Annotated in this window: 16 protein-coding genes and 1 riboswitch; of the genes, 2 read left to right on the top strand and 14 right to left on the bottom strand. The window is 69.6% G+C overall.

Annotated elements, in window-relative coordinates; genetic code table 11:
• Window positions 1-619: 619 nt before the first annotated feature.
• The 3 genes from HNR16_RS02040 to HNR16_RS02030 all read right to left on the bottom strand — a co-directional run bounded on the left by HNR16_RS02040 (window position 620) and on the right by HNR16_RS02030 (window position 3,838).
• Window positions 620-2,038, bottom strand: a complete 1,419-nt coding sequence (locus HNR16_RS02040; RefSeq protein WP_158039383.1) for a hypothetical protein — start codon at window positions 2,036-2,038, stop codon at window positions 620-622.
• A 104-nt stretch (window positions 2,039-2,142) separates the two neighbouring features.
• Window positions 2,143-2,451 carry a WXG100 family type VII secretion target gene (locus HNR16_RS02035; RefSeq protein ID WP_158039382.1) on the bottom strand — a complete coding sequence of 103 codons (309 nt, stop codon included), beginning with the start codon at window positions 2,449-2,451 and terminating at the stop codon, window positions 2,143-2,145.
• A gap of 70 nt (window positions 2,452-2,521) precedes the next feature.
• Complete coding sequence (locus HNR16_RS02030; RefSeq protein WP_158039381.1) at window positions 2,522-3,838, bottom strand: hypothetical protein; 1,317 nt, start codon at window positions 3,836-3,838, stop codon at window positions 2,522-2,524.
• Here HNR16_RS02030 and HNR16_RS02025 point away from each other — a divergent pair.
• Complete coding sequence (locus HNR16_RS02025; RefSeq protein WP_158039380.1) at window positions 3,815-4,813, top strand: hypothetical protein; 999 nt, start codon at window positions 3,815-3,817, stop codon at window positions 4,811-4,813. The two genes, HNR16_RS02030 and HNR16_RS02025, sit on opposite strands and share 24 nt — an antisense overlap.
• A gap of 443 nt (window positions 4,814-5,256) precedes the next feature.
• On the opposite strand, the gene HNR16_RS02020 is transcribed toward HNR16_RS02025, so the two are convergent.
• The 11 genes from HNR16_RS02020 to thiM form a co-directional block, all read right to left on the bottom strand.
• On the bottom strand, window positions 5,257-5,880 hold the full coding sequence (locus tag HNR16_RS02020; protein ID WP_158039379.1) for a hypothetical protein: 624 nt from the start codon (window positions 5,878-5,880) through the stop codon (window positions 5,257-5,259).
• A gap of 942 nt (window positions 5,881-6,822) precedes the next feature.
• Window positions 6,823-7,674: an isopeptide-forming domain-containing fimbrial protein gene (locus tag HNR16_RS02015; RefSeq protein ID WP_158039378.1), complete on the bottom strand. Its 852-nt coding sequence runs from the start codon at window positions 7,672-7,674 to the stop codon at window positions 6,823-6,825.
• A gap of 16 nt (window positions 7,675-7,690) precedes the next feature.
• Window positions 7,691-8,524, bottom strand: a complete 834-nt coding sequence (locus HNR16_RS02010) for a hypothetical protein (RefSeq protein ID WP_158039377.1) — start codon at window positions 8,522-8,524, stop codon at window positions 7,691-7,693.
• A 705-nt stretch (window positions 8,525-9,229) separates the two neighbouring features.
• A complete protein-coding gene (locus HNR16_RS18710) occupies window positions 9,230-9,538 on the bottom strand; it encodes a hypervirulence associated TUDOR domain-containing protein (RefSeq protein ID WP_338109180.1) in 309 nt (102 codons plus the stop codon).
• A gap of 1,186 nt (window positions 9,539-10,724) precedes the next feature.
• Entirely contained in the window at window positions 10,725-11,189 is a 465-nt protein-coding gene (locus HNR16_RS02000) for a MarR family winged helix-turn-helix transcriptional regulator (RefSeq protein ID WP_225737746.1), read from the bottom strand.
• Window positions 11,190-11,548: 359 nt separating this feature from the next.
• Window positions 11,549-13,111 carry a GMC family oxidoreductase gene (locus HNR16_RS01995; protein ID WP_225737755.1) on the bottom strand — a complete coding sequence of 521 codons (1,563 nt, stop codon included), beginning with the start codon at window positions 13,109-13,111 and terminating at the stop codon, window positions 11,549-11,551.
• 90 nt (window positions 13,112-13,201) lie between these two features.
• A complete protein-coding gene (locus HNR16_RS01990; protein WP_158039374.1) occupies window positions 13,202-14,674 on the bottom strand; it encodes an aldehyde dehydrogenase family protein in 1,473 nt (490 codons plus the stop codon).
• 125 nt (window positions 14,675-14,799) lie between these two features.
• Complete coding sequence (gene betT, locus HNR16_RS01985) at window positions 14,800-17,136, bottom strand: choline BCCT transporter BetT (RefSeq protein WP_158039373.1); 2,337 nt, start codon at window positions 17,134-17,136, stop codon at window positions 14,800-14,802.
• 595 nt (window positions 17,137-17,731) lie between these two features.
• Window positions 17,732-19,327 carry a bifunctional hydroxymethylpyrimidine kinase/phosphomethylpyrimidine kinase gene (locus HNR16_RS01980; protein WP_158039372.1) on the bottom strand — a complete coding sequence of 532 codons (1,596 nt, stop codon included), beginning with the start codon at window positions 19,325-19,327 and terminating at the stop codon, window positions 17,732-17,734.
• Complete coding sequence (gene thiE, locus HNR16_RS01975; RefSeq protein ID WP_158039371.1) at window positions 19,324-19,977, bottom strand: thiamine phosphate synthase; 654 nt, start codon at window positions 19,975-19,977, stop codon at window positions 19,324-19,326. The genes HNR16_RS01980 and thiE overlap by 4 nt, the downstream gene beginning before the upstream one ends.
• Entirely contained in the window at window positions 19,974-20,786 is an 813-nt protein-coding gene (gene thiM / locus HNR16_RS01970) for a hydroxyethylthiazole kinase (RefSeq protein ID WP_158039370.1), read from the bottom strand. Before thiM ends, thiE begins: the two co-directional genes overlap by 4 nt.
• A riboswitch (TPP riboswitch) is annotated at window positions 20,778-20,870 on the bottom strand. Its footprint overlaps the gene before it by 9 nt.
• 618 nt (window positions 20,871-21,488) lie before the next feature.
• Here thiM and HNR16_RS01965 point away from each other — a divergent pair.
• Window positions 21,489-22,910: a dihydrolipoyl dehydrogenase family protein gene (locus HNR16_RS01965; RefSeq protein ID WP_158039369.1), complete on the top strand. Its 1,422-nt coding sequence runs from the start codon at window positions 21,489-21,491 to the stop codon at window positions 22,908-22,910.
• Window positions 22,911-22,914 lie beyond the last annotated feature (4 nt).

The raw sequence follows: 22,914 nt of genomic DNA, 5'->3' as shown, positions 1-22,914 counted from the left end.
TGCAGGAGTCCTTCTCGGTCTTGCTCGCGCTCTTCATCGACCCGACGAAGCTGCTCTGTGCATCGAGAAGCGCATCAACGGCATTGTTGATCTGACTCCGGTATTCGCCGATTGCGTCACTCGGGTCGGTCATGTCCCCCGAACCGTCACCCTTGTCCTGCGACACGGTGTTCCTGTCCGCAGCCGCGGCCTCGACGATATCGCGCGTGGTATTGCGTGCCGTCATGACGGCCTCACGATATGCCCCGACGGCCTGCTCGGCCTTCTGATAGCGAGCCGCCGCCTTGTCGAGGTTCTCGCTCAGCTTCTCGGAGTCCTCCTTGAGCTTCTCGACGGACTTGCCCTTCATCTCCCCGTTGCCGTCGGGATTGACACTTCGAGCCTGCTCCGCGGTCTCTTCGAGTGCGCTCCGGAACGTGCGCCACTCGTCGTAGATCTCGGTCACCCGCTCGGGAGAGATCTGTACCGGATCGTCACTGAGACCCACGCGATTCCATTGCAGGTCACTGCGCGTGACGGTCGCGGCACTGGAATCACTGAACGTGGCCGGCCCGTCCCACGTACTGTTATCGGACATCGTGCAGTTCTCCCTGTGGGTTCGTCATGTTCCCGAGTCCCATCATTCGAACGCAGCGCGAGGCACCATGCCGCGAGGGCCGGCCAGGACGACGTGCATGGTGCCGTCCGGATACTCGAGGGGCGTTCCGCCACGTCGACCGATCAACGTCGTGGCGAGGTCGATGAGGCCTGGGATTCCACCCGGTGATCCGGGTCTCCCGGGCTCGAATCCGTCCGATCGGTAGTAGTCGGTCTGCGCGGTTCCCTCGTCGAGACACTTCTCCGGATCGGAGAGGTCGCTCGGGTCGGGTGTGGTGAACACCGCGTCCGGCGTGAAATCTCCCGTCCCGAAATCGTCTCCCGCGGACGCCGCGTACGGTGAGGCCGCTCCCTCCACTTGCAGCGCGAGCTTCGCACCGATCGCCGCCCCCGTCAACGAGATACCGCTCTTCATCCCGATGAATTCGACGGTGCCGTCGTAGAGGTCGAGTTCGGGCTGCGTGAGGGCCTTGCCCTCCGGCGTTTCACGAGATTCCGAGGCGGCGAGCGCGCGGCGCTTCGACTCCAGGAAGACCGCCCGCTGACGAACGGCCTTCGCGGCGATCTCGACATCGAGTCTCGTGAAGTTCTGCTCGACGATGCGCGCGTTCTTCCCGTACTGCTCGGCGCTCTCGCGGATCTTCCCCCGACGGATCTTCCAGTTGGAGTAGAACTCCTTGATGACGCCGTTCACGAGACCGGAGTTGTATCCGAGACACGTCCTCGTGCCCGCATACCATGCGGCGCTCTGATCGCTCGCCGTTCCCTTCTGGAATGCCTCGTTGATCTGTGCGCACCGGTTCGCCAGGTCTCGCAGCAAGGGCATGTCGAGGTGCACGATATCGGCACGGGTCATTCCCGCGGTGGAGGACGATGAGCCGCTGCCCGAGTCCCCACTGCTCGGGATGTCGGCGTACGGGTCGTAGTTCGCACCGAGCTCCTGGACCTCCCTCTGGAGATCCTCGTCGCTCAGTTCAGAGACGCCCTTCGTCGGGTCGATCTCCGCAGTGCCGCTCTCGGCGATCTGGTCGTTGGTGCTCGTGAACGTGTCGTCATCCGGATTGACGTACTCGTTGTAGATGATGAGCTTGTCGTCGGCGAGCTCGTCGAACTCGCGCTGCGCCTCGGCGGACGACTTGGGCCCGCCGGGATCGTGGTCCGCCGCGAAGCTCGTCCGCTCGGCATCGCTCGCTTCGGCTCGTGCCTTCAGATCGTTCGCGAGCTGCTCGTTCTCCTGTTGTACCTGAGTTTGCGCAGCCTCGGACTGCACTTTCGCCTCGTCGAGCTTCGATCGTCCCTCGTCAGCGGCACGCTGTGCGGCTGCGCGATCGGCATCGATGTAGCCCTGCATCTCGGACGTGCGTGCGGCCCCGTCGGCCTGCGTCATCCACCCGTTGGTGGCCGCCCATTCCTCGCGGGTCTGCTTGAACGCCCTCGCCATGACTGCTCCCTCATTCACTGACCGAATCGCCTCGCGGGCGATACTGCGAAGCGGTTCGGGGAGCTTCGGGCCACGTGCCCGAGCTCCCCGAACAACGCTGCTCTCTAGGCGCCGGTGCCCGCCTTGATCTGGAGGTCGTACTCGAGGACGCCCTGACCGACCTTGTCGAGGAACGCTTCCATACCGTTGATGCCGTCGACCACGTTCTTCGCGCCGAGCGTGAACGTGTCGTACGAGGTCTGGAACGCGTCCGAACCCTGCTGCGTGTAGAAGCCGCCCGATCCCTGCGTCGTCAGTTCGACGATCGCCTGGTTCAGCTCGTTCAGCTTCGTCTCGATCTCGATGAAGCCGTTCTTGAGCTGCGTCCGCTTCGTCTGAACGGCGCCTTCATCCCAGTGGAACTTGTCGGCCATGTGTGCTCCTTCCGTTGTCACCGAACCTCACGGTGACGGCTGTGCAGAACGGGGGTTCCCGCTCCGACGTCTAGGTCCTGCGCGCCCGTCCCGCAATCGTCGTGATGATCGCGCCGAGGGCGACGGCGACGACGATGGCGATCGCGATCCCCATCGCGGCGGGCGAATTGCTACCCGTGTTCGCGAGCTGGTTTCCGCCCGGCATGGTGAGTGCCTGCGAGTCGGGCTTCGCCGGTCCGGCTGCGGGTGCAGGCGTCGCGGAGGACTCCGCGACCACCGTGGTGGTGTTCGTCGACGGTGCGGGCTGGGTCTGTGCCTCTGTCGACGTGTCCTGCTGGCTCTGGCCGGATGATCCGCTGCTCACCGAGGGGGCGACCGCGGTACCGATGTTCCCGGTGCCACCCGACGTGGCGGCGGGCGCCGTCGATGTCGGCACCGCGGATGCGGATTCCGTGGCGTTCGGGTCGGCGGCCGACTCGGGACCGCTCTGCTGTGCGGCGACGACGGGGTTCAACGTCTGCTGCTCCTGCGGAGCCAGCGAGAGCGAGAAGAGCACCGGATCCTCCGCGGCGCTTCGTTCCGGGCTCGTCGCGTCGACGGAGGCGACCGACAAGCTGCCCTGATACGCGAAGCCGGACGTCGTGGCCGAGCGAGAGTTGATGGGCCAGGTGGTCGCCCCACTCGCGGACAGCCCGTCCGGCACGTACACATGCACGACGGATCCCGACCCGTCGCCGTCGCGGGAGGTCGAGAGTCCGGCGGCCTCGACCGCGTCGATCCGGCCGTCCTGGGCGAGGGGGGCGAGAACCGGATCTCCCGTCAGACTGCCGAACGCGCCGAGCAGCACGGTGCGCTGCGCGATGGTGGCTTCACCCACGAGACGGGCGAGCGTCTCGATCTGCAGGATTCGCTCGGGTTCGTTCGTTCCCGCGAACCGGTTCGCCTCGCGATCGCCTGCGTAGTCCGACTGGCTCTGTGTGGACAGGCGCACGGAGACGAGCGCGACCGCTTCCCGCCCCTCCGCAGCGAATGCCTGGACGAGGGGCGTCGACGAACGCTCGAATGCCCTGTCCGCGAGCGCCACGGCCTGCCCCTGGGGCTCGGCGCGGTCGGTGCGGTAGAGGAATCCGTTGGTCCACGGCCCACCGACCCCCTCGGGTGCCGTCACTGCGCCCCATTGCACGCCGGAGTGCTCGGTGAGTGCCTGCGCGAGCCGCTCGTACTCGCCGGCGGCGGCGGGCGTGATGAGCGGATTGGCAACGCCCTGAACGGCGATCACGTCCATGTCCGCGAGCCCGCGCAACAGCGCGTGTACTTTCGCGCGCTGCACCTCGAACGACGCCTGCGACGCGGCACCGAGCTGGTGGCATCCACCTTCGCCGGTCACCGCAACAGCTTGCCCGTCGCGCGCCGCAACCGCCATGCAGCGCGTTCCGTCCGGGCTGACGAGGGCACCTTCGACCGGGAAGTAGCTGCCCAGGTCGATCGTCGCGACGCGGAGGTCGCCACCCTCGACGGTCGGGGCCGACTGCGGGATCCCCCCTTCGAATCGGTACGGGCGATCGTTCGCGGACACGCTGCCGTCGAACGCTGCGACCGGTTGGAGGTGCCACCCGTCACCGGCTCCCTCGACGCCCTGAAGGTGTTGCAGGACGAGATCCGACGTGACGACGACGCGGTCACCGACGTGCGGCGCCTCCGCACCGGCCCACGGCGCACGGCGGTCCTCATTCGGACTGAGGTAGTCGACCGAAAGCCCGTCGTCGAGGACGATCTTCGCGGCAGCATGGGGCTGCCCTGCGTCAGCCCCGAGCGGCGCGGTACCCGGGACGATGGCGATCTCGCCACGCGTCGCGGCGCGATCCACGCCCGTGACCGTCCAGTCACCTGCCGGAGCCACGATCATGCCGCGGAGGCGCTCCAGAACCTCGTCGTTTGTCAGCATGTCGCCTGCCGCCACGCCATCGACCTCGGTCACGGCGACCGGTTTCTGTGCGCCTTCCGGCGCATCCCGCTCATCGACAGCACCGGCGCGCACGGTTCGCGCACCATCAACGTCCTCGACGTTCCCTTGCACCCGAACGAACGCGCCGATCGCCGGCACCTGGTCGGAGCCGATCACGAGAACCGCGTCCGAACCGCCTTGCAGCGTCACTTTTCCACCGGAGCCGGCCGCCTGAACGAGGTATGCGCCCTCCTCGGCGTGCGCTGTGACGAATCCTTCGATGGCGACATCCCTGCCACCCTCACCGGAGTTGACCTCAGGTATACCGACGACCTCGTCCGCGGCGAACGCGGACTCGATGCCGATCGTACCGACGCCGACCGGCGCGACCATGGCAACACCGACGAGGAGCGCTAACCGCCCGATGCGTTTCATCTCGAAATACCCGCCCTCGAATTCGTCCGCCATTGAAACGCAACCACTCGTCACGTTTTCCGCTACTTATCGATCGCGCCTCAGAACGTTCGATCATGCCCTGAAAGACCCAGGGAATTGGACACATCGAGGCTAACGAACACCGATTCGATCACCATGGTGACCCCTCCCCTGGTGAATGATCCGCGGATGTTGTATAACGCCGACCGACACCGCCGACCGGGCCCTTATACCACCGCCCCTCTCAGCACCCCGGCACAGGAAGGAACTGCCGCACGACAGACGTCACCCGACACCGCACGGTCGAGCATCACTCGAATTCGGGGTGGGGGGTCTCGTGCCCTCCGACCACCCGACCCGGACGTTGTTCATTTGCAAGGTCGATGAACTCTTCTCGGCACATGCCCGATATGAATACCGATTCGCTATCCCCGAAGGAAAAGCACCGCGACGAGCGTCAACACGACGACGAGGACCCCCGCCCCAAGCCCGATGAACAGCGGGAGGGGATGACGCTGGGGCTTGGGCGAGAACGCATAGACGGCTTCCAGCAGACACCCCATGACGAGACCGCCCACAACCTGCCACGCGGGGATGACACCGAGCAGGGTCATCGAGAGCACACCAGTCAGTGCGATCCCCACCCCGAACCACGGACGCCACCCCACGTGCCGTGGATGCGGCCAGCAGGCACTCACCGCGAGCGCCGCGATCCCGGCGGCCAGCGTCCCGGACGCGAGCGTCCACGTCGGGTCGGAACTGCCGGTCACCGCGAACAGCAGCGTGAAGCCGGCGATTCCGCCGAGCGCAAGCACCACCAGCATCGACAGCGTGCCTCGTCGGTGCTCATGCCCGGAAGCGGCGAACCAGAGCGGAACGATGACGAGCACGAGGGCCACGTACCCGAAGCCGGGGATCACGAACAGCCCCGTCACGATCCTCCAAGGACTGGAGGTCAGCGTGAACGGTGCGAAGGCGAACTCCCTCGCGAGCACGGGCGACAGCACGGTCGCGGCCCCGAGAACCGCGGTCACCATCGCGACGAGCATCGCCCCGCGCGCCATCCGTGGGCTGACCGCGATCCCATCGGTATCCCTCTCGCGCCTCGCGCACTCGGCACAGAGTTGACCGACCGCCGACACTTCCCGACACACTGCACAAGCCGGTCGACCGCACTCACGGCACGCGATGTACGCTATGGCGTCTGCATGGACGTCGCACCGGGGGACCGTTCCGACCGCGTGGAGCGAGGACTCCGAAGCGCCGGGAGCATGGTCCTCACGGCGCCCCACCGCATGTCGACGAAGGGCGATCGTCTCCTGATCAAGGTCGTTCGTCACACTCCGATCGTAAGGTGCGACGGCCACGACACCCTGGCACCCTCCATCAGCGCCGCTGCAGGGACCGGATCATGACGCCGATCGCTCGTGAGCACGAGGGACACGACTGTGCCACGCGAGTCCCCAGGCTCGCCTCACCGCGCTGCACTCGCAGGCGACGAATCATCCGCAGGAATCGTCACCGGGTCGCGCCAGAGGACGAACGAGGTAACGGACCGGTCAATCTCGTCGGCATCGTTCGAGTTCCAGACGGTGAGCGCGACTCGCAGGATTCTCGACGGGTCGGTTGAGCAGGGAGCCACATGATCTCCCAGGCAGGTGCCGTCGCTCCGGTCGGATGTGACGACCGGGGATCAGAAGGGCTCGACCGGCACGACGAACGGACACGCGGGCCGCGGCTTCCCTGAAGAATCGTGTCGGGCCGATCATCCCTGGAGGGAATCGGGTATCGCAGCGATCTGCGTCCCCCACTCGGCGACCTGGCTGCGTCCCCTGGTGCGGCAGACGTGCGCTCGTCCGACGATCGAGCCAGGACTCGTTGCGATTGTGCGCCGGGCCGAGGACAGCGAAATCCCGGGAGCCCCCGACTGGGGCCACCCGGGATCCGACCAGGGCGTCGCCCGAGGGTGACGCCCTGGTACTCCTGATCACTCAGGCGTCACGACGGCGACGGACCACCACCAGCACCGCCCCACCCGCGGCAAGCAGGAGAACCGCAATCAGAATCCACGATCCCACCCCCTCGGCCCCGGTCGTGGCGAGGCCGGTTCCCGGTTCCGCGGGCGTCCCCGTGGGAGGCACCGGCGTGGCCGTCGGCGTTCCCGGCGTCGTCGTCGGGGTCACCGGGGGCGTCGGTGGAGTGTGGTGCTCGGTCTCACCGGGCGGCGGCGTGATGGGCGGCACGCCTCCAGGCGGGGTCGCCTCCGAGGTCGCGTGATTCCTGAACGACACGTTCCACGCGTCTTCGTCGACCTTCACGGTGTAGCTGATGCTCACGGTCTGGCCGGGCGCGAGCGTTCCGTCCCAGGTCAGTGCGGCCCCGTCGATTTTCGCCTCACCGGTCGACGCATTCAGGGAGCCGGCCACCAGCACCGCGTGCTCGAACACGTCGGACAAGTCGTCCTCGATGGTGGTCGACAGCTCGGTCGCGCCGGTGTTGTCGCCGGTCAGCGTGTACGTGATCTCGTCGCCCGGGTTGACGCTCGACCCAGACACCGAGTCCGACGTCTTCGAGAACTCGTATCCGGGCACCGGGCTGCGGACCTCGAGCGAGAATCCGGCCGTGGCCATCGGGAAGAGACTCAGCTCGTCGACGGCGAAGTCGTTACCCCATCCACCGGCCGCGTAGTTGCGGACGCTGATGGTGAGCGACGTGGCGTCACCCGTGTTGACGATCGAGGTCAGGGGCGTCCACGCGGTGTCCTCGTTGCGCGCACCGGCCTGCTTGGCCGAGGGCTGTGACGAGCCGATGAACGCTCCCCCGGCGACGAATCCGATCTGCACGGTGGCGACGTCGGCTTTAAGGCTGGCTGGAGACGTTCGCGATGAATCCGGACATCGTGTAGTCGGTGTTCAGCTCGAGTCCGGTGATCGTCGTCGTGATGACGTCGTGCGGCTGCGGGAAGCTGCGCGAGCCGTTGACGATCAGGAACTTCCCAGCCGCTGCAGCCTGGGGGCTCGGGACGCTGTAGGTGTTCGATGCGAGCGTGTCCGCCCCTCCGGTGTCCCACCCCTGGGTCACCGTGTCGGTCGTGGGATCGGTCATCGCGTTCGTCGTGCTTCGCAGGTCCGCCCAGTAGTTGTTGCACGCGCGCGGGTACGGCCATCCGGGGATGCCGCTGTCACCGAGCGCGGGGCCGTTGATGTCCGCCGTCGACCAGATGCTGTACTGCCCATCGCAGGGTGCGTACTGGGCGGACCCACACGACGACACCACTGTCTGGGGGTCGTGGTACGTGTACGGGGTCGATCCCGAGCTCAGACTGTCCACCGGGTTGGTCGTGATGGTCGGGTGCGACTGTCCGATGTAGTCGAAGGTGCCGTTATCGAAGTCCGTGACCAGATTCCCGGCCTTGGACACCCGTGAGAGCTTGAGGTCCGAGAGCGTCCCGACATAGTCGGCCGCCGGGGTGAGCACGAAAGACGTCGCGCTCTTCGGGATCTCGAAGATCACGGGATCGGGGGAGACCGGGGCGAGTGCCGTGCCGTCGACGGACACCTGCCACCCGGCAGGGATTCCCGACAGCTTGTAGGAGTCGAAGTCCACTCCGCTCGTGTTCGCATCGGCGACGGTGACGACGAACCCCTCGGAGCCGCCCTGCGTGACCCAGTCCCTGTCGACCGTGACGGTCAATCCGTCATCACCGGTGTATGCCTGCTCGGCCGAGGCCGAAGGCGCGCTCGAGCCGGTCGCCACGACGTTCGCAGCGGCGAGGAGGACGCCGAGAATGACGACCAGACCCCACCGGACGTGCTGACTTCATGGCGATGTTGCTGTCTCGCTCGCTGGATGCGGCGCGCGGGCGGACGGATGAAAACTCAATAGTGCCATCTGGCATCTCCGTGCAGCAGGATGTCGCCCCGAGGTCTCGAGGGAACGGAAGGTTCCCGGGGGGGCGGGTTCGATGTCGGCTTCGACGTGGAGACTTCGGAGCCGGACGCATTCCAATCAGAATCGTTCAGCACAGTACCAGTTCAGGACACTCGCATTTCGGCGCGATCCGCGTCGACCTGCCGCCGAAGTCGCCCGGGCGACCCCGAGACAGCTGACGGCGGACGGGACACCGGCGAGCAGCGCGAGACCGCATCATCATCCACCGGACCGGATGTGCGTGCGAAATCGCGGCGCTCATAGTCCAGGACCCGAGGGGCCGGGGAGCAGATCCGCCACAGGTGCGCCTGCTGCGGACAGTGAGCCGGACCTCGAACTCAGCGAGCGACACGTCCGTGGTCACGTCCGAGCCCGGCCCGAGTGCGGGCGTCGCCCAACGACACGATCGAGAACTCGGGGTTCCCCCGCGCACCCCGCACCTCGTGCTTCGACTTCAGCCCCTTCACTTCAGTGATCCATGCCGACGCCGTCCTCATCGTGGTCGTCGGGGCGCATCGAACTGACGCGCTCCTGACGGGAGGGGCGGCGCCCCTCCCTCTCGCCATGCTCAGCGAAGAGCTGCAGCGCTCCGCCGCGGTGCGCGGCGACGTGATCGGTGCGATCACTCACGATCTCGTACTGAGGGTCTTCTGACGACGCATGATGGCGGTACCCCTTGAAGGGGAAGTCCGCCTCGTGAATCCGCACGATGCGCCCGCTGACCCGCCCCGCCTCCGAGTTCCACGTCACGCGATCACCGATATCGAATCGCCGCACCGTCAAGACCCGCCTCTCGCAAACGCCCGTGTTGCCGGGACATCCGCACCCGATCCTGCCAGACGCGCCACGGAGCAGCCCGCACCCGAGGCCGGACCGTCGAAGGCACGTTGCGGTCTCGAGCTCATGCGATCCACCGGCGACGCGGGGTCGAGGTTCACGACGCATTTCAGTGGCAGCTGTTCGGCATCGGCGTTCCGACACGGTGACCACGTCGCCAGCGGATCACGCACGATGAGGTCCGGCAACCGCCCGAACGAACAGCACACCCCGCTCCTCGATCCGGTCTCGATGGACGATCCCCGTCACGAACGTCTCCGCAACCTCGAACGCGAGTCGCTCACCCGACAAGCTGCGCTCGCCGGTGATGCCGACGCCCATCGTGCCGGGCGCCGACGACCGCGGCCACGGCGTTGCCACGCCGAGCCCGGCTCCCGAGCCCCGGCCCATGCCGCCTGAGGCGTCCATGAACACGCCGCCCCGTTCACTCGTTCGCACGCGAACTCTCGAGGACCGCCGCGCCGCGGCCTCACCCGGTTCGCGCAGAGCCCGTCCCCCGCCACGTCGACCTCCGTCGCTCGCGCCGGATTCGTTCAGGCCCGCGACGGGGTGTTGCCGCGACGCCGCCTCGCCAGGGCACGTGTCCGGCTACACAGCCGTGTCCCGGAGCTCCACACGGTGGCGGCAACGGGCGTCAACCTTCCCGGAGCGATGGGCAGTCGGCAGAAGGTCGACCGCTCGAATCGGCGTGACGAGAAGAAGATGCGGCGAGAACCCGGCGAACGTCCCCTCACCGCGCCCGCTACGCCGGGGCCGCAGCACGCCGAAGCCCGATGTTAATTGGTACACCAATCATTGGTACGCTTCGCGCATGTGGCAGCCACCGCGCAGAAAGCCCCTCGGTCAGCGAATCAGGGACGCCGGCGGGTTCTACCGTTGGTTCAACGCAGCACTCATCAGAATTGCCGGGCCTGCTGACGTCGGCGTTCGACCGCTTCCGCTCTGCCGCAACTGCAACACGAACGTCAGGGCGCATCGCGGAACCGGTGTCAACCTCCAGTGCCCCGACGAGCCCTGAAGGCGGTTGCCCGTCCCGGACGAACTCACCGACTGTTCGCCCCGCCGTCACGAAGCGCATGCCGTCCAGAACACGCTCGGCGCCGGAGCGACCGGCGAGCCCCTCGACTCACCCGTTGTGGTCGCCGACCTCCAAGTGCTGGGCAGCGACGATCACCTTCGTCATCGAGTCGTGCAGAGCCTCGAGCTCCGAGGCGGACATCCCCAGCCGCTGCATCATCGTCGTCGGGACCGCCTCTGCCTGCGCCCTGAGGGCGACTCCAGCGGACGTCAGCATGATCTCGAGCGAACGTTCATCCGATCGACTTCGATGTCGCTCCACGTATCCGACTCGCTCCAACCGCTTGATGAGCGGAGAAAGCGTCCCGGGATCGAGATGAAGCGTGCGACTGATGTCCTTGATGGACAACGGGGCCCGCTCCCAGAGCGTCAACATCACGAGATATTGTGGATGCGTCAGATGCATCGGAGCGAGCACCGGCCTATAGGCGGCAATGATGCTGCGCGCCGCCAGGGTGAGCGCGAAACACACCTGTCGCTCGAGTGCAAGCGGGTCCGACTGTTGACCTGGCACCTTCCACCCCCGTGTCCCGATCGTCTGGCGCTCCCTCCCGGGCGGAACCGTGACCATCGTATCGTCGAGCCGAAGCATCGGAGCGAGCGCCGACGTTCGGCCCACCGACCCTGTCAGGGTATTCCGGATCGGTGACCTCGACGACGTGGACGGTTGTCCCCTCGCCTCACTTCCACCGAGACCGGCGGGCCTCAGCGACTCGTCCCGGTGCCCCGCCATACGACCGTGCGGTCGTCTCGCAAGCGCCCGGGCTCCGGCTGCCGAGTTCGGTCGCGAAACGGGTGTGCGTCATGGTTGCACCGTGGAAGCCCCGCGACGAAATGAAAGGCTGGACGGCCTGCGGCGCGGTGGGAGCGGATTCATCGATCCTCGCGGATCAGCTCCGCCGCCTTCTCACCCATCATCATGACCGTGATGTTGGGGTTCACCGTCGTGATCTCGGGCATCGCGGACGCGTCCACGACGCGGAGCCCCGTCACACCCTTGACCCGGAGGCGCGCGTCGAGTGGCGACATGGGGTCGTCGTCCGGCCCCATCCGCACCGTGCCGACGGGGTGGTAGACCGTGTTGTGGGTGCGGACGATGTAGTCCTCGAGCTGCTCGTCGGTCACGGCGTCCGCGCCGGGCGACAGTTCGCGTCCGGCCCACTCGGCCATCGCGGGCTGCGCGACGATCTCGCGCGCCTTGCGGATGCCCGCGATCATGACCCGCAGGTCGTGGCCCTCGGGATCGGTGAAGTACTTCGGGTCGACCCTGGGCTTGTCTCGGTAGTCGATCGAGCGCAGTCGCACCGTGCCGCGCGATCGCGCGTGCGTCACGTTCGGCGTGAGGCAGAACACCTCCTCGGCGGTCGGGTACCCGGCCCGGTACGTGTGCATGTCGAACGGCACCGAGCCGTAGTGCATCATCAGATCGGGGCGATCGAGGCCCTCCTCGGTCGGTGTGAACACCCCGATCTCCCACCACTGCGTCGACGAGCGCGTCATGGGCTGCTTCGCCTCCCACTGGACGACACCCTCGGGGTGGTCCTGCAGGTTCGAGCCGACGCCCGGAGCATCGATGCGCACGGGGATGCCGAACTCCTCCAAGTGCTCGCGCGGGCCGATCCCCGACAGCATGAGCAGTTGCGGCGACCCGATCGCACCCGCCGAGAGCACCACCTCGCGCGTCGCCTCGATACGGCTCGGGCGGCCGAACGCATTGTCGACGAGCTGCACGCCCGTGCACCGTCCGTCGTCGTCGAACTCGAGTTCGCGAACGTGCACGCCCGTGAGCACCGCGAGGTTCTCGCGGTCGAGGACCGGGTGCAGGTACGACACCGAGGACGACGCCCGCGTCCCGTCCGCCTTGCGGTTCACCTGGAAGAAGTTCGCACCGTTCACGACGGTCTCGCCCGTGTTGAAGCGCGTCGTCGGGATGCCTGCCTGCGCGGCCGCCTCGAGGAGCGCGGCGCCGGACGGGTCGTGCGGCGGCACGTTCATGAGGTGAACCGGCCCGTCGTGGCCGTGGATCGCGTCGTCGTCCTCGTTCGTCTCAAGCTTCGCGAACAGCGGGAACGTGGCGTCGGCGTTCCACCCGGTCGCGCCGAAGCGCGACTCCCACTCGTCGAGGTCCTCCCGTGGCGCCCAGAACGCGATGCACGAGTTGTGCGACGAACAGCCACCGAGGACCTTCGCGCGTGCGTGGCGCATGAACGAGTTGCCGTGTGCCTGCGGCTCGATGGGGTAGTCCCAGTCGAAGCCCGATTCGAGCAGCTCCATCCAGCGATCGAGCTGCAGCACCACCTGCTCCTCGGTGTCGCTGGGGCCCGCCTCGAGCAGGCCGACCGTCACGTCGGGGTCCTCGCTCAGGCGGGCGGCGACGACGGCTCCGGCCGAGCCGCCGCCGACGACGACGTAGTCGAACGTGTGCGTAGTCTTCACTTCGTCTCCGATCTTGTTCACGTGTCTTCGCTCCGCGTCCGGGACGTCCCGGACCCCGTGCGCGACGAGCCCGCCGCGCATGCATCGCGGTCAGTGCTCGGGGAACCAGCCCGTGACCGCGGGCGTGAGGTTCTGGTAGATGTGCTTGAGTTCGACGTACTCGCCGAGCCCCGTCGGGCCCAGCTCACGGCCAATGCCCGACTGCTTGAAGCCGCCCCACTCGGCCTGCGGCAGGTAGGGGTGGAAGTCGTTGATCCACACCGTGCCGTGACGGAGTCGGCGCGCGATGCGCTGTGCCCGGCCGGCGTCCTGCGTCCACACGGCCCCGGCGAGCCCGTAGATCGTGTCGTTCGCGGTCGCGATCGCCTCGTCCTCCGTCGAGAAGGTCTCGACCGTCACGACCGGCCCGAACGCCTCGTCGGTGACGACCGACATGCCGCGGTGCACCCGGTCGATGATCGTCGGCAGGTAGTAGTACCCCGTCTCGAGGTCCCCCTCGCCCCAGCGCCCACCGCAGCGCACGCGAGCGCCCTCCGCGAGGCCCGCCTCGACGTACGCGGTCACCTTGTCGCGGTGCGCCGCCGAGATGAGCGGCCCCGTCTCGGCCGTGTCGTCGAACGGGCCACCGAGACGGATCCGCTCGGCGCGCGCGACGAGTTCGTCGACGAAGCGTTCCGCGATCGTGTCCTCGACGACGATGCGCGACCCCGCCGAGCAGACCTGGCCGGAGTGCACGAACGCGCCGTTGAGGGCGTTGTCGACCGCGGCGTCGAAGTCGGCGTCCGCGAAGATCACGTTCGGGTTCTTCCCGCCGAGTTCGAGTGCGACCTTCTTCACGGTCCGTGCCGCGTTCTCGGCGATGACGCGTCCCGTGACGAGCCCGCCCGTGAACGACACGAGATCGACGTCGGGGCTCTCCGAGAGGGCAGCCCCCGCGACGGCCCCCGCACCGAGCACGAGATTGCCGACGCCCGCGGGCAGCCCGAGCTCGTCGAGCACCTGCATCACGAGGATCGCGGTGTGCGGCGTCAGCTCGGCGGGCTTGAACACGAACGTGTTACCGGCCGCGAGCGCGGGGGCGATCTTCCACGCGGCCTGCAGCAGCGGGTAGTTCCAGGGCGTGATGAGGGCGCACACGCCGACGGGTTCGTGCTCGATGCGGCTGAGGACGTTCGCATCACCCGCATCGACGATGCGTCCCGCGTCCTCGGCCGCGAGCTTGCCGAAGTACGTGAAGCACGCGGCGATGTCGTCCATGTCGATGCGCGACTCGACGATGCGCTTGCCCGTGTCGAGCGACTCCGCGCGCGCGAACTCCTCGCGGCGCTCACGGATCGCGGCCGCCACCCGCAGCAGCAGGTCGCCTCGTTCCACGGCGGGCACGTCCGACCAGACGCCGCTGTCGAACGCCGACCGCGCGGCCGCGATCGCTGCCAGCGTGTCCTCGGGCCCGGCCTCGTCCACCGTCCCGACGAGCGAGCCGTCGGCGGGGCAGCGGATCTCGCGGGTGCCGCCCGCCGCCGCGGTCGTCCAGGTTCCGTCGATGAAGAGTGTCGCGGTCATGTGCGCTCCGTTCGTGTCGGTTCGTTCGTGCGTGTTCGTTCGTGGGGTCGCGTGCCGAGTGGCGCGCGAGGGTCACACCGTTCGCGGCCGGTCGCGCCGTGCGCGTCCGCCGCGGCCGGTCCGGGTCAGCGCGCCTCGTCCGCGTCGCCGAAGTCGTCGTGCCAATCGGTCACGACGTTCTCCTCGTCACCCACCGATGCGTCCGCACCGGCCGTCGACAGGCGCAGGTATTCGAGATGCGACTCGTAGTGCCCGAGGACATCGGCGATGAGCTGGTCCGCGCTGTAGCCGTACACGTCGTAGCCGCGCGACCCCGTGGGGGCGAAGACCTCGAGCCGGTAGTAGCGCGCGCTCTCGCCCGGGTGACGGTAGGTGAACGAGGGACGCTCGTGCCCGACAGGGTAGATCTGGTAGCTGAAATCCTCCTCCTGCGGGAAGTGCACCGTGAGGACGAGACTCGGGATGTCGGTGCCCTCCACCGCGCACTCGTCGAGATCGACGCCCACGCCCGAGCGGCGCAGTTCGTCGGCGACGTCGCCGAGCGCGGGCGCGGCGGTCGCGTCGATGTATCGCCGCACCTGGGCTGCCTGCGGGAACGTCGTCGAACGGCGCAGACGTCGGCGCCAGCTCTGTCCGCCGGCGACGGCACGCGTGCCGAGCGTGGCCCGGTACCCGGCGACGTGTGCCGCTTCCGTCCGCAGCGCCCTGAAGAACGCGATCATCACGAGGTACATGACGATCGAGAACGGGAGCCCGATGATGAGCGTCGCGCCCTGCAGCGTCGGGATGCCGCCCACGACAAGCATCGCGAGCGTCAGGAGCCCCGTCGCGACCGACCAGAAGATGCGCAGGCCCTTCGCGCCGTCCTGCTTCGGGTCGTCGATGCGCGAGGTGAGGTTCGCGAGCACGAGTGCACCCGAGTCCGCCGAGGTGACGTAGAAGAGGAGCCCCGTGATCGTCGCGAGCCCCACGACGAGCGGTGCCGCCGGGTACTGCATCAGGAGGTCGTAGAACGCACGTTCGGGGGTATCCATCGCGCTCGCCCCGAACGCTGCGTCGCCGCCGAGCACGAGGACGAGCGCGGAGTTGCCGAAGATCGAGATGAAGACGGCGATGAAGAGGAACGGGACGACGAGGACGCCCGCGATGAACTGGCGGAGTGTGCGGCCGCGCGAGATGCGCGCGAGGAAGAGCCCGACGAACGGGGCCCACGCGATCCACCACGCCCAGAAGAACAGGGTCCACGCGCTCGACCACTCGTCGGGCTGCTCCCACGCGTGCGTGTCCATGAGCATGCCCGGGAAGCGAGCGACGAAGTCGCCGATGTTCATGACGAGCCCGTCCATGAGCCGACGCGACTCGCCCGTCACCGTGATGTAGACGAGCAGCACGATCGCGAGCACCACGTTGAGCTCCGAGAGTCGACGGATGCCCTTCTCGACGCCGGACACCGTCGAGATCGTCGCCATGATGACGGCGAGCACGATGAGTCCGATCTGCGCGCCCACCCCCTCGGGGATGCCGAACATGAGGTACAGGCCGTAATTGAGCTGCACGACACCGATGCCGAGGGAGGTCGCGATGCCGAACACCGTGCCGAGCACGGCCGTCACGTCGACCGTGTGCCCGATCCAGCCGTCGAGGCGCTTGCCGAACAGCGGCGTGAGGAGCGAGCGGATGCTGAGGGGCTGATTGCGCCGGTACGCGAAGTAGGCGAAGGCGCCGCCCATGAGCGCGTACATCGCCCAGCCGACGGGGCCGTAGTGGAAGAGGGTCCAGACGATCGCCTGTCGTGCGGCCTCGATGCTCTCGCCGCCACCGGTCGGCGGCTCGTAGTACTGCGAGACGGGTTCGGCGACCGAGAAGAACATGAGGTCGATGCCGATGCCCGCGGCGAACAGCATCGACGTCCACGTGAAGAGGCTGAACTGCGGTTTCGAGTGATCGGGGCCGAGCTTCACGCCGCCGTGGCGCGAGAACGCGAGGAACAGCACGAAACCGACGACGACCGCCGCGGTGAGGATGTAGTACCAGCCGAGGTTCGCGCTCGTCCACACGACGACCGCGCCGATGAGCTCACCCGCCTGATCGGGATCGATCATCGCCCACACGGCGACGGCGAGGATGAGCACGCTCGAGCCGATGAAGACGGGCCAGCGCGTGACGGGGTCCGTGGGGGCGGCGTCCGCGTCAGGTGCCCCGGCCTCGGCCCCGGACTCGGCCGTCCCGACCGTGGCGACGGGTGGGTTCGTCCGGCCGTCGGCCGAGCGGTCGGGGGCCGTTCGGGTGCTCGCGCCCTCGTCGCCGCTCGCTCCCGTCCTGCGTGTGTCGGCCGTGCCGGCGTCGTCGCCGGTGTGGAGGTCGCGGTTCGTGCCGGTTCCGGCTGCATCCGGCGCTGCCGCGGTGTCGTTCGCGTCGGGGCGGTCCGGGTCGGGCGTAGCTCGGTCGTCGTTTCGGTTCATGCGGAGTTCCGTCCGATTCGGTCGCGAGCGGGCCCACCCGATGCGCGCTGCGCGAGCGGTGGGCCGCCCCGTGCGCGGCGGTGTGCGTGCGGTGTCCTCGGGGCTGCCCTGCTCCTCTCGCTCACGGCTCGCGCCCGAACCGGCGCGCGACCGGGCGGTCGCGCACCGTGGTGGTCCCGTGGCCGGGTGGAGACGTGCCGACCCGCACCGGATCACCGGTGCGACCAGTGTAGGAGCGCCCCGCGACACCGCGTCGGCCGCGACCCCCGGCGTCGGCGGCCCACACGGCGGGACGGCCGGGCCTGCCGCCCGCTCCCCCCGCCGGCACCCGTGGACCCGCCGCACGGGTGTCGCCGCCTCGTGCGATCCGCATGAACACGCGGAACCGGGCGGTGTCGCAGCGCGCTCCGCGATCGCCCGTCGGCGGCGACCGAGACCGCCCGCCGACCCCTCGACCGTCCGATCGGGGCAGAACGCCCGATCGCACCGGTCCGTGCGCGTCCGGCCGGGCGTGTCGGCCACCGGGACGGTGCCGTGGCGCTCGGGAACCCGTCATCCGCCGGGAGCGCCCCCGAGACGGCGCACGAACGGACCGTCAGTCGCTCGGCACCTGCAGCGGCGCCGCGAAGAACCGCAGCTCGTGTCGAGCCGAGACCTCGAACGCGCGTCGCATGCGTTCACGCTCCTCGCCGTCCACCGCCGCGGCGTGCCGCGTCACGATCTCGATCGCCGAACGCGTCGACGCGGCGAACGCCGGGTCGTCGTAGGTCGCGAGCCAGTCGCCGAACGGGTGGTCCGGACGTCGTCGCGCCGCGAGCCGCCGCCCGATGTCGTCGTACATCCAGAAGCACGGCAGGATCGCCGCGACGAGGCCCAGGTAGTCCCCCCGTGCGGCGAACGCGAGGAGGTGATCAACGTACGCCGAGGTCGTGTCGAACGGCTCCGCCGAGAAGAGCGACTCGTGCCCGACCCGGCCCGCGTGCAGCTCGGTCTCGGCCGCGATCGCCCCGTTCGCGCTCGCCGCCCAGAACGCCTGCTCCTCGGGCGTCGGCGCGAGCAGGCTCGCGGCCGCGAGCGCCCGCGCGTACTCGCGCAGGTAGAGCGCGTCCTGCGCGAGGTAGCGCACGAACGCCTCGCGATCGAGCGTGCCGTCACCGAGGTAGCGCACGAACGCGAGCTCGTCGGTCGCCGTGCGGATCGGTTCGATGCTCGCCCACCACGCGCGCTCCACCTCGGCCGCGCCAGGCGTGTTGCGGTCGCCGTCGGACGATGCGGGCTCCGCGGATGATCCGGGGATCACCCTATCGACGTGCGCGCCGAGCGGTCCGAGCGACCCCGCGGCGTCCCACAGCCCGACGAAGTGCGACACGGGGCCGCTGCCGCGCCCGACCGCGAGCGAGTCCGAGTCGCGCAGGGCCGCCGTCAGCCACCGCTTCGCCTCGCCGACGGCGGCGGGCCACGACCCGGTCCGCACGCGAAGCGTCGCGATCGCGGACGAGAGCGAACATCCCGTCCCGTGCGAATTCCGCGTGTCGACGCGGTCGGAGGTGAACTCGACGATCTCGCCGTCGGGCGCGACGAGCGCGTCGCGCGCGGCCGGCCCCTCGAGGTGGCCGCCCTTCGCGACTACGAGCACCCCATGGTCGGTGGCGAGCCGACGGGCCTGCTCGAGCAGTTCGTCCCATCCCGAGGCGGGCGGCGCCTCGACGAGGGCGGCGAGCTCCGGGACGTTGGGCGTCACGAGATCCACCTCGGCGAGGAGGGCCCGGATCGCCGCGACGGCCTCACCCGAGACGAGCGAGTCACCGCTCGCGGCGATCATCACCGGGTCGAGGACGACGAGCGGCGGACGCACCGCCGCGAGCCAGGCCGAAACGGCGGCGACGATGTGCTCGTCGAACAGCATGCCGATCTTGACGGCGTCGATCTCGACGTCGTCGCTCACGGCGTCGAGCTGCTCGACGAGGAACGCGGTCGGTGGAACGTGGATCGAGCGCACGCCCTGGGTGTTCTGCGCGACGAGTGCCGTGACGACGGCCATGCCGTACCCGCCGTTCGCGGCGATGCTCTTGAGGTCGGCCTGGATGCCCGCGCCGCCCGTCGGATCGGTGCCCGCGATGCTCAGCACCCGGGGCGGGGGTGCACCGGCATCGCGTCCCGTCGTGACGGCCGAGGTCGTCGCGTCGCTCATGCCGCCGCCTCCCAGACCCGACGCAGCTCCTCGGCGGCGGCCCGCGGGTCAGCTGCGGCGCAGATCCACGACACGACGGCCACGCCGTCGAGCCCGCCCGCGCGGAGCTCCGCGACGTCGCCGGGACGGATCCCGCCGATCGCGACGGCCGGCAGCGATGTTCCCCGGGCGAGGCGTGCGACCTCCTCGACCCCGATCCCCGCGGGTGCGTCGCGCTTCGACGCCGTGTCGCGCACGGCGCCGATACCGACGTAGTCGACGAGCGCACCGAGCGACGTCGCCTCGGCGAGCTCGGCGGGTGTCGCGGCGCTGAGCCCGAGCACGGCGTCGGGCCCGATGAGCGCCCGCGCATCGCGGGGGTGCAGATCGTCCTGCCCGAGGTGCACGCCCGCGAGCGCCGCACCGCGGGCTCGCGCCGCGAGAAAGACGTCCACGCGGTCGTTCACGAGCACGGGCACGTGCGCCGGCACCGCCGCCGCGACGGCGACGGCGAGATCGACGAACGCGCGCGCGGCGAGATCCTTGGCGCGCACCTGCACGCTCGTCACGCCGCCGGCGACGGCGAGCGCGACGGTGTCCGGCACCGTCCGGCCCGCGGCGGCGCACTGGTCCGGATCGGTCACGAGGTAGACGGCGAGATCGATGCTCACGACACACGTCCCGCCCGGACGATGTCGTCCGCCGTGAGCGCGTCGAGTGCATCGAGGAACGCGACGGCGAACGATCCGGGGCCGTTCGCGACCGCGGCCGCGAACTCGGCGGCGACCGCGTAGGCGGTGCAGGCCGCGACCGCGGCGTCGATCGGCCGCTCGGCGACCGCCGCGAACGCGGCGACGACGCCCCCGAGCGCACAGCCGCCACCCGTGACGCGGGTGAGGAGCGGATCGCCGTTCGCGATCCGGACGACGCTCTCGCCGTCGGTCACGAGATCGACGGGGCCGGAGACCGCGACGGCGCCACCCGTCGCGTTCGCGAGTGTGCGGGCCGCGTCGAGGGCGTCATCGACGTCCTGCTGCGAGTCGACGCCGCGCCCCGTCGCGGTCGCGCCCGCGAGCGCACTGATCTCGGAGGCGTTGCCGCGGATGATGGTCGGCCGTGCGGCGAGGAGCTCGGCGGCGAGCGCGGTCCGGACCGGCAGGGCACCCACCGCCACGGGGTCGAACACCCACGGCGTCCCGCCCGCGGTGGCGCCCGCCGCGGTCTCGAGCATCCCGAGGCGCTGCTCGCCGCTCGGCGTGCCGAGGTTCACGAGCGAGGCGGACGCGATGTCGCGAGCGAACAGTTCCGCCTCCCCCGGCACATCGGCCATGGCGGGGCTCGCACCGATCGCGAGGAGGGTGTTCGCCACGAAATTGACCGTGACGACGTTCGTGACGCACTGGACGAGCGGTGTCGTCCGGCGCACCTCCCCGAGCAACTCGGCGGCGGACGTGAGAACAGCAGATGGCGTACGCGTCATGCGCGACATCCCTTCGCTAGTACGAACTAGATCAGGTTCGACGGGTGTGATCTCAGCCCCGGTGGGGCACCCCGTGTCACTCTCCGCGGAAGGCTACCCGACTCGAGCGCCCGGCGACACCGCGACCGCCACCCACCCTGCAACCGCACCCCGCACTCCTCGGCCCTCGCACCGCCGTCCTCGCCCCTCGCACCACCGTCCTCGCCCCGCCGCGCGCCACGACGCCGCCCGCGCTCGCGTTCGCGCTCCGTCGAACAGCATCCAGCCGGGTTGTTGCTTCCGGGCCGCGGGCCCGGTAGCAACAACCCGGCTGGATCGCTCCGCGCGATGACGCGATGGTGGGAATCGGCGCCGCGATCGGGTGACGCGGTTGACGCTTGCTCGCGCGGGGAGGATCGTCGCACCCATGCGACCGAGACTCCTATCGTCCGCGACTTCGCGGCCCGCGCCGGGCACCACCGCCGATTCGCCGCGGTCCGTGCCGGACCGCGCGACCGACTCGTCACGGACCTCGCCGGACGCCACCGCCGATTCACCGCAGTCCACCCCGGACCGCATCTCCGACTCGCCGCAGCCTGTGCCGGAGCGCCCCGCCGCCGTCCTTCGGTCCGTGTCGGATCGTGCGTCCGCCGTGGTGCGGCACGCGCCGGGGCGTGCCGCCTGTGCGGGTCGGTGCGCCGACCGAGACGGGGCGTGGGCCGCATGAGCGCGCGCGAGGTCGACGTCATCATCATCGGCGCGGGACCCGTCGGCGAGAACGTCGCCGATCGCACGCGCGCCGCCGGGCTCGAGACGGTACTCGTCGAGCGCGAACTCGTCGGCGGCGAATGCTCGTACTGGGCGTGCATGCCGTCCAAGGCGCTCCTCGGTCCCGGCCGCCTGCTCGCCGCGGCGCGCGCGCTCCCCGGCGTCGCCGAGGCCGTGCGCGGCGGGCTCGACGTCGCCGCGGTCCTCGACCGCCGCGACGCGTTCACCTCGCACTGGTCCGACGCTGGCCAGGTCGACTGGGTCGAGGGCATCGGCGCCGAGCTCGTCCGCGGCACCGGGCGGATCGCGGGCGAGCGCACGGTCGAGGTCACCGGCGAGACGGGCGAGGTCACGACGTTGCGGGCGCGTGCCGCGGTCGTCGTCGCGACGGGCAGCACGGCACTCGTCCCCGACATCCCCGGACTCGCCGACATCGCACCGTGGACGAGTCGGGAGGCGACGAGCGCCCATACCGTGCCGAGCCGCCTCACCGTCGTGGGCGGCGGCGTCGTCGCGACCGAACTCGCGAGCGCGTTCGCCTCGCTCGGCAGCCGCGTGACGATGCTCGTCCGGCACGAGGTGCTGGGCGCGTTCGAGCCGTTCGCGCGCGAGCGCGTGACCGAGGGGCTGCGGGCCGCCGGCGTCGACGTCCGCACGGGTGTCGACATCCGTCACGTCGCTCGCACCGCCGATGGTGTGCACGTGACGACCGGCGACGGCGACATCGTGTCCGACGAGGTGCTCATCGCGACAGGTCGCGCGCCCGCGAGCGGCGACGTCGGCCTCGACTCGGTCGGCATCGCTCCCGGGGGCGCACTCGACGTCGACGACACGATGCTCGTCCCGGGCACCGACTGGCTCTACGGCGTCGGCGACGTGAACGGCCGCGCGCCGCTCACCCACCAGGGGAAGTACCAGGCCCGCGCGGCCGGTGACGCGATCGCCGCGCGGGCGGCGGGCCGCACACCCGACGACGCGCCGTGGGGTTTCGGCGTCGCGACGGCGGATCACGACGCGGTCCCGCAGGTCGTGTTCACCGACCCCGAGGTCGCCGCCGTCGGCCACACGGCCGCGTCGGCGGCGGACAAGGGGCGGCCCGTCCGAGTCGTCGACGTCGGGTTCTCGTCGGTCGCGGGCGCCGCACTCGAGGGCGATCGCGATCAGGGCGCCGCACGGCTCGTGATCGACCGCGAGCGCGACGTCGTGATCGGCGCGACCTTCGTGGGTCCGGCCGTCGCCGAGCTCGTGCACGCGGCCACGATCGCGATCGTCGGGGAGGTGCCCGTCGGCCGGCTCTGGCACGCGGTCCCCGCCTACCCCACGGTCAGCGAGATCTGGTTGCGCCTGCTCGAGGCGCTCGGCCGTCCGGAGGCCTGACACC

It is taken from the genome of Pseudoclavibacter chungangensis, from assembly GCF_013410545.1.
Taxonomy (GTDB): domain Bacteria; phylum Actinomycetota; class Actinomycetes; order Actinomycetales; family Microbacteriaceae; genus Pseudoclavibacter; species Pseudoclavibacter chungangensis.
The sequence above is the reverse complement of the archived record's forward strand: the minus strand, read 5'-3'. Positions and strand labels throughout refer to the sequence as shown.